Below are 18,411 nucleotides of genomic sequence, written 5' to 3'. Positions count from 1 at the left end.
GGTCAGTTCACCTCCGCGAAGGCCGTGCAGTAGTCGAGGACGGGGTCGACGCGGGCGCCCGTGACCGGGTCGGTGTACGGCGACATGAGGTCGGCGAACGACGGCGGTGTGAGCTCGGGGGCGGGGGCGGCGCCCGCGAACCCGTCGCGCTTGCCGCTGCCGGCGAACTTCTTCTCGCAGCGGATCGTCACGGACTTCTCGAAGAAGCCGATCTCGATGCTGATGGTGAGGCGGGCGCGGCCGACGGCGTAGCCGTCCTCGTAGCCGAGTTCCAGGTAGAGCTCGATGGAGGCGGAGACGATGCCGAGGACGTCGACCTCGCCGCGGGCGCGGAGGTAGCCGACGAGCTTGACGCTCGGGCGGCTCACCTTGTGGTCCGGCCTGCTCGGGTCGGGCGTGATGTGGCGCACTTCGAGCCGGAAGTAGACGCCCGCCATGACGGACAGGCTGCCGCTGGCCACGCCGAAGTTCATGGACACCGCGGCGCCGAACTCCAGGGCGGCGTCCAGGACGGCGATTTCCTTGGGGTTCAGGACGATGCCGAAGTAGCCGCCACCGCCGAGCATCGACACGGTGAGGCGGAAGGGCGCCTCGCGGCGGCAGAAGGAGAAGCCCGCCTGGAGCGGGGTGTTCCCGATGAACGGCACGGAGAGCATCGCGTTCAGGGAGAGGTTCTCCAGGCTGAACACGCCGACGGCCGCGTTGGGCAGCTGCATCGAGTAGTTGGCGTGGATGCCGGAGCTGTCCACGGTGAGGGCGGGCGGGTCGCTGAAGCCGTCGAGCGGGATGAGGTTGCGCAGGGTCTGGATGAACTCCAGGTGGCCGATGAACTCGAGGTCGCGGAACTTCACCTCGACGTCCGGCTTCTTCCCGGCGCGCATGGTGAAGCGGATCCGCTCGAAGTCCAGGGCGATCGCTTCGAAGTCCGGGACCATGCGCAGCTTGAAGTTGTCGAGCGTGCAGGTGACGTCGGCGGCCTGGGGCACGTCGGGGCGCAGTGAGCCGCGCAGGTCCGCGACGAGGGTCAGCTTGCCGGTGGGCCAGAAGACGGCGTCCTTCTCCCGCGTCGGGGGGTCCTTCCGGTCCGGCGCCCACGGTTTGATGTCCGGCTGCCACTGAAGGCGGGAGCTGACGACGTCCGGCAGCTTGGCGCCGAGCGCGGCCGTCTTGATGGCGTCCCGCAGCGCGAGGACTTCTCCCGCCCCGTTCTCGTACGTGGCCGTCGCCTCGGCGATGCGGGTGAGCAGTTGCCGCACCCCGGTCTCGACCCCGGCGGGCAGGTTGACGCGCAGGTCCCTCAGGGCGTCGGCGAAGGCGCGGAAGGCGGTGTCGACGTCCTCGATGCGCGTGGGATCGGGACGGTGTTCCACGTTGCTGGTGATGTAGGCGAGGAGCACCTCGACGAAGCGTGTCGCGGTGTCGACGACGCGGGTGACGCGGTCGGCGGTCTCCGGGAACTGCTCCTGGACGCTTGCCAGGGTGTCGCGCAGACCGCGCAGATCGCTGAGGAAGCCGGTGACGGCGTTGACGGTCGCCGTGAGGAAGTTCGGCGCCTTGAGCTTGTCGAGGCCGACCTCCTTGAGGATCTCCCACAGCGGGAACATTCCGAACAGCTTGGCGTCGGCGATCTGCTTGAAGTAGTCGAGCGGGTTGAACCGGCCCTGGAGGAGGTTGACCCACTTGTCGGCCGGGTCGGCGGCGGGCCCGAGGGACGTGGCGGGGACGGCGGCGACCGGGCCGGTCAGCCGGGACAGACCCGCGACGGAGAAGTTCGGCTGGGCGAGGGCTCCGGCGCTCTGTCCTCCCCCGCTGAAGGTCAGGTCGAAGGGCTCGACGAGTTCGATGAACAGCTGGCCCTTGTTCGCGTCGGTGAAGGCATCGCGTACGTACGGCTCGGGGTGGAACACCGACTGCGGCCGGTCCCCGCCGGAGCCGGTGCCGAAGCGGCTGAGGGCGGGCACGACGGCCCGTGCCCAGCGCACGGTGGGCAGGAACAGGGGCTCATCGGCGGGGGCGGACGCCGGGGTGTTCGCGGCGCCCCAGACGAGCTGGCCGGTGGAGAGGGTCGTGTCGTCCGGCTTGTGGCTCGGCGCGTAGGCGATGGCCTGGCCGCGTACGTCGGCGACGACGCGCTTGACCTCGTCGTGGCTCAGGTCGGGCGGCGCGGGGCTCGGCGCGGTCAGGGCCGGTGTGTAGCGGGCGACGAAGTTCTCCACGTCGGCACGGCTCTCGTACAGGTTCTTGCCGACGAAGGCCATGGGCGTGCGGAACTCCACGAGGCGGCCGTCGAGGTCGGTCATGCTCACCTGGAACTGGAAGGGCACCTCCTCGTCGGTCTCCGGGAAGAAGGCGAGCCTCTTGTTGGGCGGGTCCTCAAGGGCTTCGGCAAGGCCGGGGAAGGGGCGTGGCGCGTGCAGGTCGGGGGTGACGAGGGTGAGCAGGCGGACGCTGGTGAACGGGAAGAGGCGGCGCAGCCGCTTCAGTTCCTCGGTGTCCTCGGGCGCGCCGTAGCGGCGGACCGGCTCGCGCACCATGATGAAGAACCGCTGGTTGAGGTAGGCCGCGTGGTCGGGCCTATCGCGGTCGAACTTGCGCTCGGTGACCTTGACGAGGTCCGCCAGATGACCGAAGGGGAAGAGACGGCCCCGGTACATGACGCGTACGTAGTGGTCGCGGCCCAGGGACGCGCGGTGGCGCCACTGGGTGACCTCGAAGCCGGCGGGCGGCCGGTCCCAGCGCCCCAGGGAGTCGAGCCAGCCGCCCATGGCGGACAGCATGAGGTTGTCACCGGTCAACGGTGTCGGCTGAAAGCCCCCCGGCAGCTGGGTGTTGGAGCTGAGGTGCACCACGGATGACCGGTCCTCGGGGGTCATGGCCATGATGAAGTCGTTGCCGGTGGGGTCAAGGGGGTGGGGGACGGCCGGGTCGAAGCCCGGGTCGCGCGTCCAGACGGCGCGGGCACCGGTGGCGGGCAGGCGGGTGTGCCACAGTTCGACGCGGCCGGTGGGGTCGGCGAGTTCGGTGCTGTGGGACCAGGTGGCGCCCTGCGGCGGCGACAGCAGGAGCCGGTAGGGCAGTTCGATGCCGGTCTTCGGGTCGTCCGGGTTCGCGAGCGGGTTCTCGGGCCGGGCTCCGGCGGCGGGCTCCGCGGCCGGGGCGGCGCGCAGTCCCGCGTCGACGGGTGCGTCGGCGCCGTGCCGCGCCGTGAGCTCCGCCACCGTGCGGGCCAGGCGCAGGGCGTGGAAGACGTTGTCCGGCGCGCTGGTCACGGCCTGGTGCAGGCCCGTCGCGGCGGCCGGTGCGCGGGCGGCGTCGACGACGCGCAGGGGCAGCTCCCGCATCGCGGTGAGCAGGCCGGTGTCGGTGTAGGTGACGGTCTTCTGGGCACCCACCTCGAACACCAGGACGCTGCGGCCGCCGATGCGGGAGGCCACGGGCGGCGGCTTGTGCGGTTCGCTCCCCGCGAGGGCGGCGTCCTGGGCGGCTTCGGGGAGGCCGGGGCTGATCTCGAAGAACGCCTGCTCGACGACGTGCTGGGGGCCGAAGGTGACGACGAGGTGGCCCGGCTCGTCCGGCTCCGCGCGGACCAGTTGACGGGGGCCGAGCACGGGCTTCTCCAGGCGCAGGCCCAGGAAGCGGAAGTGCAGGTCGAGGAGGTCGGTGGCGCGCAGCAGGCGGTAGGGCTGCGGCGGCGGTGGCACGGACATGGGTTCTCCCATTGCCGGGTCCGAGGACCCCGTAGGGCGGCATGGTGTGTCGCGGGAGTGGTGGAGGGAGGCGTGTCAGGACGCCGGCGTCGCGGCCGACCGGCCTGGCGTGCGGTGGGAGGAGGGAGCGGTGTGCCCACGCCGTCGCCGGAGTGAGGCGTGGCAGAGCCGCCACGGAAGCGAAGTGAGATGCGCCCTGGGATGTGTGATCCATGGTTCTATCGCACGCCGGACGCTGTCGTCGCTGTCAATTTCGGCCTTCATGCCAGCTCCTGCCCGCACGCCGCTTCCGACTCAGGATCCCTGTGCGGCGGGAGCGCGCGGGGATCGATGCGCGCAGCTCACCCCATCGGACGAGCCGGAGGCGGCCGGAGGCGCGCCGCCGGGCCGGGCGCGGGCGCGACGCGGTGCGCCCGGCGGAATCCGTTCGCCGCGGCGCGCCCCCGCGCCTTACCCTCGGCGGCATGAGCAAGCCTCTCGTCGCCCTTCTCAGCGGAGCCGGCATCTCCACGGACTCCGGCATCCCGGACTACCGCGGGCCCAACGGCCTGTGGCGGCGCGACCCCGAGGCCGAGAAGCTCGTGACGTACGAGTACTACATGGGCGACCCGGAGATCCGGCGCAGGTCGTGGCAGATGCGGCGGGAGAACCGGACGCTGCGGGCCCGGCCGAACGCGGCGCACCACGCGGTGGTGGAGTTGGAGCGCTCCGGCGTCCCGGTGCGGGTGATCACGCAGAACGTGGACGGGCTGCACCAGTTGGCCGGGATGCCGGACCGCAAGGTGCTCGAACTGCACGGCTCGGCGCGCTCCGTGGTGTGCGCCGGGTGCGGTGCGCGCGGGCCGATGGAGGAGGCGCTCGCCCGGGTCGAGGCGGGCGAGCCGGATCCGGCGTGCACCACATGTGGGGGCGTCCTCAAGTCGGCGACGGTGATGTTCGGCGAGCGGCTCGATCCGGAGGTGCTCGGCGACGCCGTGGCGATCACCAAGGCCTGCGAGGTGTTCATCGCGGTGGGCACGAGCCTTCAGGTGCAGCCCGCGGCGGGGCTCGCGGGCCTCGCCGCCGACTTCGGTGCGCGCCTCGTGATCGTCAACGCCGAGCCGACTCCGTACGACGACCGGGCCGCGGAGGTGGTGCGCGAGCCGATCGGCACGGCGCTGCCCGAGTTGCTGCGGGGGCTCGCCGGCTAGGGGTGGACGGCGGGGCCAAGGAGGGGCGGCCCCGCCGTCCTGAGGGGATGGCTCTCAGCCGAACTTCACGCTGTGCGGAAGGGGCTCGAAGTAGCCGCGCTCCTCACCGGCCTCCAGGGTTTCCGCGGCTTCCTCGCAACCGTGGTCGTAGTACACGGTGGCCTCGGTGTCGGTGTCGTTGTAGACGGCGTCGGCGCCTTGGAGCAGGAGGTAGCACTCGCCGTTGTCCGGGTCCTCGATCTCCAGGTCACCGGACTCGGGCGAGTGGTAGAAGAAGATGCCGTCGGCGGCGTGGGCGGTGCTGGTGGGCAGGGCGGTGAAGACGGCGAGGGCGGCAGCGGCGGCGAGGGCCGCCCGGCCGACGCGCGCCGCCTTCATGCGTGTGGTGGTCATGGGTGCCACGGTTCCGGACGGGGGTGGAGACACCCAGGGGACACGGTCCCAGACGACCGGGAAGCAGGAGCGGGCAGCCGGTCCGCGCGCCCCTGGTTCGCGCCTGGCACGCCCCTCTCAGTCCGCCTTCCGCTCGGGTGACTCGTGCGGGCCGTGACCCGGGCCGGGTGTGACCCGTACGTCGACCGCCTCGTGGCGGGCCGCCCACACCTTCACCTGGCCCGCCCGTCCCGCGGGCACGCTGTCTGCGCTGGCGTGCGCCCCGCGGCCGGAGACCTGGACGCGCCATCCGGTGGGGCTCGGCGGCAGGGAGAGCTCGGTGGTGCCGGGGCGGCGCGTGGCCCGGTAGGAGAGGCGGTAGGTGGCGGTGCCCGGGTCGTGGACGTCCTCGCGCACGGTTCCGGCGACCGCGGGGGCGTAGGGCGTCGCGGTGCGCTCCTTGTTCGTGCGGAAGCGGCCGTCGGGGTCGAGCGCGCAGTAGCCGCCGCCGTAGCACCACACGTAGCCCGCCCAGCCGGAGGAGTAGCGGTTCAGCGAGGCGAGGGCGTCGTCGTAGAAGCGGCGCATGTTCGGCAGACCGTTGTTCAGGGGGCCCCACTCCCCCACCACGACCGGCAGCCCGTGCTCGCGCGGGTAGGCGGTGACGGCCCGCTCGTACGCCTCGATCCAGCCCGCCGACGGGTCGTAGTCGGCGCCCGCCTCCATCGCCGTGTTGTAGAAGTGCGGCGCGTACACGACCCGTTCGTCGTCGATCCGGCCGAGCCCCGTGGGGACGCCTTCGCCGACGATCGGGGTCGGCTCGACGAACAGCCAGGTGGCGTGGTCCCGGGTGCGGATGGCGTCGGCGAGCCGGTTGTACAGGGGGGTGAGCTGGGTCGCCTCGATGCGGCGGGCGGCGGTCGCCAGGCCCTCGCCGGGGCGGAGTTCGCCCATGGGCTCGTTGATGAGGTCGTAGCCGAGCAGTGCCGGGTGGCCGCCGAAGCGGTCGGCGATCAGGCGCCACATGCGGACCTGGGCGGTGCGCAGGTCCGCGTCCTCGTAGAGGTGCGTGAAGGCGCGCTGGACGGCGGGCTCGAAGTACTCGGCGAACCAGTCGTCGGGGTGCGGGGTGAACGGAAGCCCGTCGGTCCGCGTCGCCCAGCGGGGGATTCCGCGGTGACCGAAGGCGGGTCCGAACACGTCCTGGTGGGCGTCGAGGACGACCTGGACGCGGTGCTTGTGCGCCCAGCCGAGGATGCGCTGGATCTTGCGCAGATAGCGGTGGCTGTAGTGGCCGCGGCGCGGCTCCAGGTCGTCCCAGAAGACGAGGAGGCGGGCGACGTTGAAGCCGCGGGCGCGCAGGTCCCTGAAGTGGCGTTCCGTGATCGCGCTGAGTGCTTCGTCACCCTGGTGGGTCTTGTCCTCGACGTTCCAGCCGCGGAGCGTGAGAGTGCGGCCGCGGCGGTCGGTGAGGCGGGGGATGTCGGTGGCTCCGGCCGGGGGCGAGGTGCCCCCGGCTCCGGCGCGCGGGCTGTCGTCGGCCCGCGCGGCCGCGGGCCCGGCCTGGACGGTGGGGGGACCGGCTTGGGCGGTGGGGGTCAGCACCCCGCCCAGGAGGGCGACGGCGAGGAGCACGGCCGGGACGAGGCGGCGCACGCGGCGCGGAGCCATGGCGGACCTCCGGTGGTTGACGGGAACACCCTCGGTGTCGAAGTGTTCGCGACATCCAACATGTTCGCTGACGGTCCATCAAGACATCTGCGTGAGGCTCTGGTTGGTGTTCCCCTCGGTCACCGCGCGGTCAGGACGCGCAGGGCCCGGTCGAAGGCCGAGTCGCGGTTCTTGGCGAACTCCTCCTTGGTGAAGACGGGTTCGCTCAGGTGCGGCGGGACGCCGGTGCCGTCGAAGGTGCGGCCCGTGCGGGTGAGGAACTCCTCGTTCGGCAGCCAGACGGCCATGCCGCCCGGGAGGTCGCGCGCCAGGACGTCGGAGAACACGCCCTGGGTGGGCCGGCCCACGCGCACGGTCCTGCCGGGCCGGTCCATCAGGGCCTGTGTGAAGGTCTCCCCCGCGCTCACGGTCGAGCCGCCGGTCAGCAGGGCGATCGGGCCGGTGTAGCGGGGAGCGTCGGCCGGGCGGACGCGGATGGGCTCGGGGCGGGTGTGCTTGCCCGGGTCCGCGGGGTCGTTGCGGGCGCGCTTGGAGTACGCGACGTAGGGCGTGTCGGTGAGGCGCTCGGCGATGCGGATGCCCAGGAGGTCGGAGCCGCCGCCGTTGACGCGCAGGTCGATCATCAGGCCCTTGAGGCGCTGGGTGCGGTCCTTGGTGAGGACGGTGTCGAGCGCCCGGTCCAGCTCGGCCAGGTGCGCGGCGAACGGAGCGCCCTGGGGCGCGTATCCGGCGAAGCCGGAGATCCGCAGATAGCCCTGGCCGCCGGGCAGGTCGGCGTAGGTGATCCGGCCGCCCGCGAAGTCCTTGCGGTACGTGGCGTGCTTCAGGTCGCGCTTCTCGATGAACTTCTTGACCTTGGTGTCGAGTTTCTTCGAGGGCATGACGGTGCCGGGGCGGACCTCGGCGTAGACGCGCTTGCCGTCGATGACCGCGACGTGGGCGTCGTGGAGCGGCTTCACCATCTTGCTGAAGATCGAGAACAGTTCCTTGCGCGTGGTGTCCGTGTGCACCTGGGGGCGGTAGCGCTCGCGCACGGCGTCCCAGTCGACGCCCTTGGCCGCGAAGAACGGGTAGTTCTCCGCGAAGGACTGCCAGAACACGTCGAAGGCGGCACGGGGCCCCTTCGGGGCGGGGCGCGTGCAGTCGTCCGGCAGCGCCTGGACGCGCCGCAGGGCGCGGTGGCCCACGGAGCTGTCGAAGCTCAGGGTCGCCCGGTCCTTGCCGGGCCCGGTGCGGACGGTGCGGACGCTGCCGTCGGCCGCCGTGTAACGCCCGTTGCCCGTGCGCCGGGCCGAGTCGCCCTTGAGGCAGCTCACGGAGGTCGTCTGATACTCCTGGAGGATTCCGTTCCGTAGGGCGAGGACGGTGCCGTAGCCGTCCACGCGCCAGTAGCCGTCCGCGGTCGGCCGCTTCTCGCCGGTGGTCCGACGCTCGTCGCCGGTGGTCGGACGCTCGTGCGCGACGGCGCTCGGCGCGGCGCCCGCGGCCAGGGCCAGGACGACGGCGGTGGCGGTGGCGGTGACGGTGGCGGTGCGCACGATGGGGCCTTCCGGATGGGCGAGGGGTTCGGTGACGCGGGCCGGTGACGCGCTCCGTGTCGCCCTCACGCTTCCGTACGGGGCCCGGCGCGGCCATCCGGCTGCCTGGTGGTGCGGGGGTGGGGACAACCCCCGCCGCTCGACACGAGCCGGTCCGGACCACGTCCGTCCCAGGGTTCTCACACGCCACTCGACATCACTCAGACCTCACAACATCACTCAGGCCTCACACCGCTCGACGTGACACAGGTCTCAAAGTGATCTGCGCGGTTTCTGTTATCCCCTCGCGCCCCGCAGGATCTCCGATGCAGTGGGCGTACTCAGCACCACGCAGCGATCAGGACAGGAGATGTGCCGTGCAGCACGATCAGTGGGAGCCGCAGCAGGGGGACGGCGCCGGGCTTACCGCTCTCGTCGTCGCGGGACGGGCCGGGGACGCGCGGGCCCAGGACGAGCTGGTCGCCGCCTTCCTGCCGCTCGTGTACAACATCGTCGGGCGCGCCCTCAGCGGGCACGCCGACGTCGACGACCTGGTGCAGGACGTCATGGTGCGGATGCTCAGAGGGCTTCCCGGCCTGCGCGACCCGGCCTCGTTCCGGTCCTGGCTCGTCGCCATCGCCATGAACGAGACCCGCCGCCACCAGCGGCCCGCGCCCGTCGACAGCGGTCTTCAGGACGCGTACGACGTCCCGGACCCGGGCGGTGACTTCACGGACGTGACGATCCTCAGGCTCGGTCTGTCCGGGGAGCGCAAGGAGGTCGCGCGGGCCACGCGCTGGATGGACGACGACTACCGGGAGCTGCTCGCGCTGTGGTGGCTGGAAGCCGCCGGTGAGCTGTCGCGGGGCGAGGTCGCCGCGGCCCTGAAGCTGACCCTTGAGCACACCGCCGTGCGGGTGCAGCGCATGAAGGCCCAGCTGGAGACGGCACGCGTGGTCGTGCGCGCCCTGTCCGCCGAGCCGCGCTGCCCCGTCCTCGCCCAGGTGGCGGCCACCTGGGACGGCAGGCCGTCCGCGCTGTGGCGCAAGCGCCTGGTGCGGCACACCCGTGACTGCGCGGCCTGCGGTGGCCTCGGCGCACGCCTCACGCCCGCGGAGGGACTGCTCGCCGGGCTCGCTCTCGTGCCGCCGCTGCTGGTCATGGGAACCGGGCACGTCGCCGGGACGGGCGCCGGCGGCGACGCCATGGCGTCGACCGCGCACGCCGGATACGGCGATACCGGCATACAAGCGATGTATCCGTACGAACCAACATCTTTCGGAGAGGGCGGAGTCGACGACGTGACGCCCCTCTCCTCGACGGGCACCCCGGGCTCGCGCGCGCGGCTGCGGCAGGGGCGGCGCAGCGTGCGCCGGCGGCGGCAGGCGGTCGGCGCGGGCGCCGGTGTCGCCGCGATCGCCGCCCTCGCCGGTGTGATGCAGCTCGCCGACGGCTCCTCGGGGAGCCCGGACAAGGGCTCGGCGGTGGCGCTGGAGTCGAACGAGTCCTCCGCGGAGCCGTCGGCCACGGTCGAGCCGAGCCGGTCGCCGTCCCCCTCCGCGTCGCCGTCGAAGACCAAGAAGCCGTCGCCGACCGCGAGTCCCTCGCGCGCGAGCAGGAAGAAGACGCCGAAGGCCCCGCGGCCCACGCCCTCCAGGACGGCCGCGCCCCGCCCCACGACCGAGAAGCCCGCGCCGCCCGCGCCCTCCGGGTCACAGGCCCAGCAGGTCCTCGGTCTTGTCAACACCGAGCGCGCCAAGGCCGGGTGCGCTCCCCTGACCCACAACGCCGCGCTGGCCACCGCCGCGCAGCGCCACTCCGCCGACATGCGGGCGCGCGGCTACTTCGACCACGCGTCGCCGGACGGCACCGACCCGGGGCAGCGCATCACGGCCGCGGGCTACAAGTGGAGCACGTACGGCGAGAACATCGCGCGGGGCCAGCGGACCGCCGCCTCCGTGATGGACTCCTGGATGAACAGCGAGGGCCACCGCGCCAACATCCTCAACTGCTCCTTCAAGGAGCTGGGCGTCGGGATCGAGCAGGGCGACGGCGGCCCGTGGTGGACGCAGAACTTCGGGGCGCGGGGCTGACGGGCGAGGGGCTGACGGGCGAAGCGCCCGGCCGCCTCACGGACGGCCTCGCGGACGGTGGGCCCTCAGCTGTGCCCACCGTCCCACCAGGCAGATCCGTCCCAAAAGACTGTTGACACCCCAATGGCGCCCGGCGGAGGGTACCGCTGAACGGCTTGTCATGTTCTTGTCCACACCCTCCAGGCAAGAGGTGAGCCTTGTTCCTCCGCCGTACACGTCGCAGAAGTACGCTCGGCGCCAGAGCGCGCCGCCTCCCGGCCCGCCGCCTCGGTCTCCTCGCGGCGCTCCTGGGACTCACCGCCTCCGCCCTCGCCATCGGCCCGGCCCGGGCGACCCCCGAGCCCACGCGCCGCCCTCCCCTCGTCCAGCCCATCGACCCGCAACGCTGGCAGAACCCCGACGACATGACGTGGGCCGACCACCGGTCCGTGCCCGGCACCGACTGGGCCGACCCCGACCTCAAGCCCACCCAGCGCACCTTCAAGGGCGCCCTGGTGCTCCTGGACTACCCCGACGAGGAGTTCACGGTCAGCAAACCGGCCGGATCCAGCCTCTTCGGCAACCCGCAGCCGAGCGCGGCCAACGTCCCCCGCGCGCAACTGCCCGCGTTCTACCGCGACTTCCTCAACAAGCCCGGCGCGCTCAACCGCGGCCACACCATCAACGAGTACTGGATGGAGGACTCCGGCGGCCGCATCGGCGTCGACCTGACCTCCTTCGGCGTGTACCGCATGCCGTACAAGTCCTTCCAGTACGGCATCGAGCCGCAGATGAACCCGGGCGCGTGTCCGCGCGGCAGCAGTTGCGGCAAGGACATCCGCGCCGACGGCAAGGCCGCCTGGACCGCCGACGTGGGCGGCGGCGAGACCGCCAAGTACGACTTCGTCTTCTTCCTCACCGCCGGGCAGGACGAGTCGTCCGTGTGGCAGGAGTTCGGGCAGATGAAGTTCGCCTCGCCGCAGGGCGTGCCGTCGGCGTGGGGCCCGCCCGCACCCATCGCCACCGGCAACAACTCCGCGAGCACCCGCTACGTGCCGTGGACGTCCTGGGCGGCCGCGGCCCGCATCTGGCCCAACGCGACGGCCGGTTCGTCCACGCAGGCCGAGAGCTCCGGGATGGGCGTGTACGCGCACGAGCTCAGCCACATCCTGGGGATCGGCGACAACTACAACAACCCGTACGGCAAGCCGCTGCGCCGCGCCTACACCGGCATCTGGAGCATGCTCTCGCGCGGCTCCTTCAACGGCCCGGGAGGCCCGCACACCCGCTGGCAGATACCGGCCACCAACGGCGGCTCGATGGGCTCCCAGCACGTCCTGCGCGACAAGCTCAAGCTCGGCATCGTCGACGAGAAGAACGTGCTGCGCCTGGACCGCGACGCGCTCAAGGGCTCCGGCACCGTCGTGGCCCGCGTGACCGCCCGCTCCGCGCCGCCCGGCGCGAAGGGGCTCAGCGGCGTCAACATCACCATGAACCGCGATCTGTCGCCCGCCTGCGATCCGGCCACCGACCCCCTGTGCGACGGCGGCGGCTACCAGAACTACACCGTCGAGGTCGTCGACCGCATGGGCATGGACTCCTTCACTCCGGACAACGGCGTGCTCCTGTCCAAGACGAAGAACGAGGACCGGGCCCCGTTCGCGTGGGTGGTCGACGCGCACCCCGAGGACATCGACATGGTGGACTTCAAGCGCCCCGACGGCACCCTGCAGAAGATCACCATGGGCGACTACCGGCAGCTCAGCGACGCCCTGCTGCACGCGGGCGCCGACTCGGGCAGCGAGTACGAGTACGTGGACCGGGCCAACAGGCTGCACTTCTACGTCCTGGACCTGGAGCGCACCCCGAGCGGCGTCCTGTCGTACACGATCGCCGTCAAGTCGCTGGACGGCGCGGGTCCGCAGCGCCGGGGCGTGGCGCTGGAGCGGGGGTACGCCAAGGGCAGCGCCGAGCGCCGGGCCGTGTGCTCCTTCGACCTGGCCAACACCGGGCGCGGACTGCCGTCGCGCCCGGGGCACCCCGAGAACGTGGACCGCTATCTGCGCTCCGACGTCTACCGCCTGTCCGCCCAGGCGTCCGGCCACGGCTGGTCCGCCTGGCTGCCCAACCGCCTCGCCACCGCGAGGTCGGGCCAGTCCGTCGAGGTCGACGTCGCCGTGAGCGCGCGGCGCGACGCCGACCGGCACGGCCGCGTGGTGCTCACCGCCCGCTCGGAGAGCGATCCGGGCAAGTCCGCGAAGGCGGTCTGCAAGGTGCGCAAGGGCGGTCACCACTAAGGACACCGCCTTGGGCGCCGCCGCCGAGGCGGGCCCGGAAGCGCGACGCGGCGGCCCCCGCACCGGTTCCGCATCCGGTGCGGGGGCCGCTCGCGCGGCGTCGGCCCGTCAGTTCAGCGGGGCCTTGGGAGGCGTGCCGTAGAAGGTGATGCGCGGCCAGCCGCGCTTCGCCGCGACCTCGTTGAGGGCTTCGGCGATCTCCTCGGGCGAGATGTCGTACTGGGCGGGCGACTCCTCGGTCTTGACCTTGAAGGTCAGATTCAGCTCCGCGTAGCCCGTGCCGTGCTGGACCCGGCCGCTGAACTCCGTGCCGGGCGGGAACGCGACAGCCGCCGTCTGCGTCCTCTCGGCGGTCTCGGGGGCCTTCGCGCCCTTGTCGTCGTCCGCCTGCGCCGTACCGGCCGAGGCGAGCACCGCGCCCGCCGCGGCCGAACCCGAATAGCCCAGCAACGATCTTCTGGAGACTCCGGACATGTTTCCCCTCCTGACAATCACTGGCCCCTCCCCTGGAGGCCCGCGGTGATCATAAGTAACGCGGCGGGCCCATGGGCCGGAACAAGATCGTCCATATGAGCGCGGCCGCGAACCCGCTCCACAGCGGCCACCGGAGAACGGCCGATCCCCCTCGTTGACAGGTACATCACATGCTCCTACGGTGCCCCCACCCAACAGGGAAGCTTCCGCACTGCCAGGGCCATCAACTCCCCCCACTCCCCCTGGAGGACACCGTGTCACGCATCCGACGCCACCCGTCCCGGACCCTGGGCACGCTGGCGGCCGCGGCCACCGCCGTCTCGCTCTGCGCGGCCCTGACCACCGCCGACGCCGCCACGCGGGCCGAGCCGGGCACCCCCGACCCCGGCACCGTGACGACCCTGGCCAGCGGCCTGGACGTGCCGTGGGGCCTGGCGTTCCTGCCTGACGGCGCCGCGCTCTTCACCGAGCGCAACACGTTCGACGTCTACCGCCTCACGAAGACGGGGCAGAAGACGCTCCTCGGCAAGGTGCCCTACTCCCAGACCACCGGCCTCGAAGGCGGCCTGATGGGCCTGGAGATCTCGCCGACCTTCGCCACCGACCACTACCTGTACTTCCTGCACACCTCGACCGACGGCAACCGCATCGCCCGGATGACGCTGGAGAACAACACCCTCACCGGGTACAAGGTGCTCCTCGGCGGCATGACCAAGAACCGCGCCCACAACGGCGGACGGCTGCGCTTCGGCCCCGACGGCAAGCTCTACGCGGGCATGGGCGACGCCCAGAACGGCGCGCTCGCGCAGAACAGGAACTCCCTCAACGGCAAGATCCTGCGCATCAACCCCGACGGCACGATCCCCTCCGACAACCCCTTCGGCAACGCCGTCTGGTCCCTCGGCCACCGCAACCCGCAGGGCCTCGACTTCGACTCCCAGGGCCGCCTGTGGCAGGCCGAGTTCGGCAACAACGTCATGGACGAGGTCAATCTGATACAGAAGGGCGGCAACTACGGCTGGCCCAACTGCGAGGGCACCAGCGGCAGCTGCACCGGCTCCGTCCCGCCCAAGAAGACCTGGCCGGTGGCCTCCGGCTCGCCCAGCGGTCTGACCATCATCAACGACCACGTCTTCGTGGCCACCACCCGGGGCCAGCGGATGTACCGGATGCGCATCGACGCGAACTCCGGCCTGGCCGACCAGCGGACGTACTTCCAGGGCACGTACAACCGGCTGCGCACCGTCGAGGTCGATCCGCAGGGCGACATCTGGCTGACCACGTCCATCGACAGGGACGGCGCCCCGGGCAACGACCGGATCCTGCTGATCGACGTGGTGTACTCGGGCGCCGCCGACCGGCGGTGACGCGCCCGGCCCGCCGCCCCTCAGCGCACGCGGACCGGCGGGGGCGCGTCCCGGAACCGAAGCCGGGACGCGCCCCCGCCCGGAGTGCTACTTGCCCATCGGCGAGACCGCGATGCAGCCCGCCACGACGTTCTCGCCGGACGCCTCCTTGATGACCTTGCCCTTGTAGATCACCTTGCAGGTGAGGTCGGAGCCGGTCGGGTCCGTGGAGATCGGGACGACGGTGGGCGGCATGATCCCGCGCAGCGTGACCGTCTTCTTCCAGGGCAGCTCCGGCTTGGCGGCCTTCTCCAGCTTGGGGTTGGCGGCGGAACCCGCACCGGCGGCGAACTCGATCTCGTCGACGCTCTTGCCGGAGACCTCGTAGGTCACCTCGTACTTCTCGTTGACGGCCTTGTCGACGGCGTCGACGGCCTTCTTCTCGGCCTCGGAGCAGGCGCCGAGCGTCAGGGCGAGACCGGCGGCGGCGAGCGCGCACACGGCGGTGCGGATGCTTCTCTTCATGTGCGCAGACAACAGTAAAGAGCACGCAAAGTCAATCTCTGACCGGCCGATATCCCCAGGTCACCGGGGGCCGTGGCGCGACGGACCGCACGCCTTTCAGCGCTGCGGCGCCGGGAACGCGACCGGGCTGCGCAGACCGGCCCGGTTCACCGCGCGCACGCCGAAGAACACGTTGTCCTTGGAGAGGTCGACGGTGTGCCGGATGGCATCGCCCACGGGGACCGCGTGGGTCCACTCCGGCGAGGTCGTCTCGCGCCACACGACCTCGTAACCGGCCAGGTCCGGCTCGCCGCCGCGCTCCCAGACCAGCTCGGTCGCGTTGGTCAGGGCCGTGGTCACGATCTTCGCGCCGCGGGGCGTGCCCGGGGCCTGGGCCAGGCTCCACAGGGCGGCGCCGTTGACGCGGGCGACCCGCGCGACGAACGGGAAGTCGCAGAACTCGGGCAGGTCCCCGTACTGCTTGCCGTCGACGATCCGCACGTCCTGGTGCTGGTGGGCGTAGTCCTCGGCGGGTTCGGTGAACCGGCCCGCCGGGTAGGCGCGTTCGAGGAACGGGATGTGGTCGCCGCCGCGCAGATAGCGGTCGCGCCGGTAGATCACGCGGACCTTCATGCCGGTCGCGTCGGGGTCGGCGACCTCGCGCACGAAGCGGGCGAGCTGGCGCGAGGGCGAGTCGTTCTCGCCGCCGACGGAGCGCCGGACGTCGGCCTCCTGCGGCGTCTCGGAGGTGGGGACGCCCTCGGCGAAGAGCCGGATGGTGTGCGGGTCGCGGCTGCCGTCGTCGGCGGTGGAGCTGCCCACGATGTCGTTGGTGAACATCCCTTGTACGTCGACCCGTCGGTCCTTGTAGCTCTGGGCGAGGTGGGCGGCGCCGTACAGCCCCTGCTCCTCGCCCGCCACGGCGGCGAACACCAGGGTCGCCGCCGTGCGCCGGGTCGCGAGGACGCGGGCCAGCTCCAGGACCACGGCGACCCCGGAGGCGTCGTCGTCGGCGCCCGGGGCGTCGCTGGTGTGGTCCATGGGGTCGCTGGCGCGGGAGTCGTAGTGCCCGGAGACGACGTAGACGCGGTCGGGCGACGCCGTGCCGCGCAGGGTGGCGACGACGTTGGAGATCCGCGTCGGGGCCGGGATGCGCGGACCGGGCGGCTGCACCCAGGACTGGAGGTCGACGGTCATGCGGCCGTCGGACTTCCGGGCGTACTCCCGCATCCGGGCGAGGATCCAGTCGCGCGCGGCGCCGATGCCGCGTTCCGGGTCGTCCTGGTCGGAGAGGGTGTGCCGGGTCCCGAACGCGGCCAGGCGGCGTACGGTCGCCTCGATGCGGCGGTGGTCGATCTCCCGCAGCAGGGCGCGCAGTTCGCGCGAGGGCGGCCGCGGGGCGAGCCGGGCCGGTTCGGCCGCGGCGGCCGGGCTCGCGGCCTGGACGGTGGCGGCGGCCGCGGTGGCGGCGCCGGTGAGGAGGGTGCGCCGAGGGGTGCCCTTCGGATTCGCCATGGGCACATGGTCATGCACGCAACAACGGGCCCGCAAGACGCGCACCGCCCGGAGTCGCCCGGGGCCCGGCTGTCGCGTCCGCGCCCGGACCCGACGGCCGGTGTCAGCCCTCGGGCGCGACGGCCGGTGTCAGCCCTCGGGCGCGACGGCCGGTGTCAGCGCTTGCGCGCCACGCCCCCGAAGTCGTCGACCTCCACGGGCGGCCGGCCCTCGCCCGGCTCGGGGCGCCAGCGCGAGACGGACACCACGCCGGGCTCCAGGAGCTCCAGGCCGTCGAAGAAGCGGGCGAGCTGCTCGGGGCTGCGGTTGACGCGCGGGTTGTCGCTCTCCTCGTTCCACTGCTCGATCATCTCGCGCATCCGCTCGGGGTCGAGCACCTCGGTGTCGTCGCAGAGGACCAGATAGCTGCCGGAGGGCAGGGCGTCCATCAGGCGGCCCACGATGGCGTAGACGGAGTCGTCGGTGATGTGCGCGGTGATCCCGAGCAGCATCAGGGCGACGGGCCGGGTGAAGTCCAGGGTCTTGGCGGCCTGCTCCAGGATCGCGTCCGGGTCGCGCAGATCGGCGTCGATGTACCCCGTCGCGCCCTCCGGGGTGCTGGTGAGCAGCGCCTCGGCGTGGGTGAGCACGATCGGGTCGTGGTCGACGTAGACGATCCGCGCGTCGGGGGCGAGGCGCTGGGCGACCTCATGGGTGTTGTCGGCGGTGGGCAGCCCCGTGCCGACGTCCAGGAACTGACGGATGCCCGCCTCTCCGGCGAGGTGGCTCACGGCCCGCACGAGGAAGTGCCGCTGGGCGCGCGCGATCTCGATGATCCCCGGGTTGGCCGCACGGATCTGGTCGCCCACCTGCCGGTCGACCTCGTAGCAGTCCTTGCCGCCCAGCCAGTAGTTCCAGATGCGGGCGGAGTGCGGCACAGTGCTGTTGATCAGCGTGGGGTCATACGACATGAGGGCCCTCCCGGGGTCGACCGCAGCGGAGCTTAACGCAGCTCTCGGCGGCCGTCGGCGCCGGATACGGCCACCACGGCGGCGGGCAGGGCGGGCACCCTCGACGGGCGCTCCGGATGGGCGTCGGAGGCCGGCGTCGCAGCCCGGGCAGCGTGAGACGTTCCGTACCAGTTACTCACTGATTGCCCGACTCTGCTCCTTGTGTGAGGCTCACTCTTGGCACGACGCGTCCCGCAGGGCCTGAGGAGGCACCGCCATGACAGTGCGCACACCGGAGACCAGCACGGCACCGGACACGGGCGAGCGCGGTCCAGGGCCGGTGAAGGTGCGGCTCGCCGTCAACGGCGCCGAGCGGACCGTCGAGATCGAGCCGCGGGTCAGCCTGCTGGGAGCGCTGCGCGACAGCCTCCAGCTGACCGGCGCCAAGCGCGGCTGCGACCAGGGCACCTGCGGGGCGTGCACGGTCCAGGTGGACGGACGCCGGGTGCTCGCCTGTCTGACCCTCGCGATCACCTGCGAGGACGCCGAGGTCACCACCATCGAGGGCCTCGCCGCACCCGACGGCACCGGCGACGGGCAACTCCACCCGATACAGGAGGAGTTCATCCGGCACGACGCCTTCCAGTGCGGGTACTGCACACCCGGCCAGATCATGTCGGCGCTCGGCTGCGTCCAGGAGGGGCACGCCGACGAGGACGCCGACATCAAGGAGTGGATGAGCGGCAACATCTGCCGCTGCGCCGCCTACCCGAACATCCGGGCGGCCATCCGCGCGGCCCGCACGCGGACCTGAGAC

13 protein-coding genes are annotated in these 18,411 nt (G+C 72.1%); 5 read left to right on the top strand and 8 right to left on the bottom strand.

Translation table 11 applies throughout. From position 1 onward, the window contains the following. Nucleotides 1-2: 2 nt before the first annotated feature. Entirely contained in the window at nucleotides 3-3,707 is a 3,705-nt protein-coding gene (locus CP982_RS40415; protein WP_150515047.1) for a hypothetical protein, read from the bottom strand. A gap of 464 nt (nucleotides 3,708-4,171) precedes the next feature. On the opposite strand from CP982_RS40415, the gene CP982_RS40410 reads away from it, so the two are divergent. Further along, on the top strand, nucleotides 4,172-4,897 hold the full coding sequence (locus tag CP982_RS40410; protein ID WP_150515046.1) for an SIR2 family NAD-dependent protein deacylase: 726 nt from the start codon (nucleotides 4,172-4,174) through the stop codon (nucleotides 4,895-4,897). Nucleotides 4,898-4,951: 54 nt separating this feature from the next. Here the strand turns inward: CP982_RS40410 and CP982_RS40405 are convergent, their stop codons facing one another. The 3 genes from CP982_RS40405 to CP982_RS40395 form a co-directional block, all read right to left on the bottom strand. After that, complete coding sequence (locus tag CP982_RS40405; RefSeq protein WP_150515045.1) at nucleotides 4,952-5,290, bottom strand: hypothetical protein; 339 nt, start codon at nucleotides 5,288-5,290, stop codon at nucleotides 4,952-4,954. A 117-nt stretch (nucleotides 5,291-5,407) separates the two neighbouring features. Then, complete coding sequence (locus CP982_RS40400) at nucleotides 5,408-6,940, bottom strand: cellulase family glycosylhydrolase (RefSeq protein ID WP_150515044.1); 1,533 nt, start codon at nucleotides 6,938-6,940, stop codon at nucleotides 5,408-5,410. A 119-nt stretch (nucleotides 6,941-7,059) separates the two neighbouring features. Beyond that, nucleotides 7,060-8,478 carry a S41 family peptidase gene (locus CP982_RS40395; RefSeq protein ID WP_150515987.1) on the bottom strand — a complete coding sequence of 473 codons (1,419 nt, stop codon included), beginning with the start codon at nucleotides 8,476-8,478 and terminating at the stop codon, nucleotides 7,060-7,062. Between the two features lie 356 nt (nucleotides 8,479-8,834). On the opposite strand from CP982_RS40395, the gene CP982_RS40390 reads away from it, so the two are divergent. Beyond that, nucleotides 8,835-10,550, top strand: a complete 1,716-nt coding sequence (locus tag CP982_RS40390) for a sigma-70 family RNA polymerase sigma factor (RefSeq protein WP_229879136.1) — start codon at nucleotides 8,835-8,837, stop codon at nucleotides 10,548-10,550. Between the two features lie 197 nt (nucleotides 10,551-10,747). Continuing rightward, on the top strand, nucleotides 10,748-12,826 hold the full coding sequence (locus CP982_RS40385) for a M6 family metalloprotease domain-containing protein (RefSeq protein ID WP_184924905.1): 2,079 nt from the start codon (nucleotides 10,748-10,750) through the stop codon (nucleotides 12,824-12,826). Nucleotides 12,827-12,934: 108 nt separating this feature from the next. On the opposite strand, the gene CP982_RS40380 is transcribed toward CP982_RS40385, so the two are convergent. Then, the gene (locus CP982_RS40380) at nucleotides 12,935-13,300 is read right to left on the bottom strand and encodes a hypothetical protein (RefSeq protein WP_150515042.1); all 366 of its coding nucleotides are present in this window, start codon (nucleotides 13,298-13,300) and stop codon (nucleotides 12,935-12,937) included. Between the two features lie 254 nt (nucleotides 13,301-13,554). Between CP982_RS40380 and CP982_RS40375 the strand changes: the two genes are divergently transcribed. Beyond that, complete coding sequence (locus CP982_RS40375; RefSeq protein ID WP_229879138.1) at nucleotides 13,555-14,667, top strand: PQQ-dependent sugar dehydrogenase; 1,113 nt, start codon at nucleotides 13,555-13,557, stop codon at nucleotides 14,665-14,667. 87 nt (nucleotides 14,668-14,754) lie between these two features. Here CP982_RS40375 and CP982_RS40370 read toward each other — a convergent pair whose 3' ends face one another. The 3 genes from CP982_RS40370 to CP982_RS40360 form a co-directional block, all read right to left on the bottom strand. After that, the gene (locus CP982_RS40370; protein ID WP_030671889.1) at nucleotides 14,755-15,171 is read right to left on the bottom strand and encodes an MmpS family transport accessory protein; all 417 of its coding nucleotides are present in this window, start codon (nucleotides 15,169-15,171) and stop codon (nucleotides 14,755-14,757) included. A 96-nt stretch (nucleotides 15,172-15,267) separates the two neighbouring features. Next, nucleotides 15,268-16,665: a M28 family metallopeptidase gene (locus CP982_RS40365; RefSeq protein WP_150515041.1), complete on the bottom strand. Its 1,398-nt coding sequence runs from the start codon at nucleotides 16,663-16,665 to the stop codon at nucleotides 15,268-15,270. A gap of 155 nt (nucleotides 16,666-16,820) precedes the next feature. Continuing rightward, nucleotides 16,821-17,615: an SAM-dependent methyltransferase gene (locus CP982_RS40360; RefSeq protein ID WP_150515040.1), complete on the bottom strand. Its 795-nt coding sequence runs from the start codon at nucleotides 17,613-17,615 to the stop codon at nucleotides 16,821-16,823. 256 nt (nucleotides 17,616-17,871) lie between these two features. On the opposite strand from CP982_RS40360, the gene CP982_RS40355 reads away from it, so the two are divergent. After that, nucleotides 17,872-18,408 (top strand): (2Fe-2S)-binding protein, encoded by a 537-nt coding sequence (locus CP982_RS40355; RefSeq protein WP_150515039.1) that lies wholly within the window; start codon nucleotides 17,872-17,874, stop codon nucleotides 18,406-18,408. The last annotated feature ends 3 nt before the right edge of the window (nucleotides 18,409-18,411 follow it).

Origin of the sequence: Streptomyces spectabilis, assembly GCF_008704795.1 — a bacterium.
Lineage (GTDB): Bacteria > Actinomycetota > Actinomycetes > Streptomycetales > Streptomycetaceae > Streptomyces > Streptomyces spectabilis.
The sequence above is the reverse complement of the archived record's forward strand: the minus strand, read 5'-3'. Positions and strand labels throughout refer to the sequence as shown.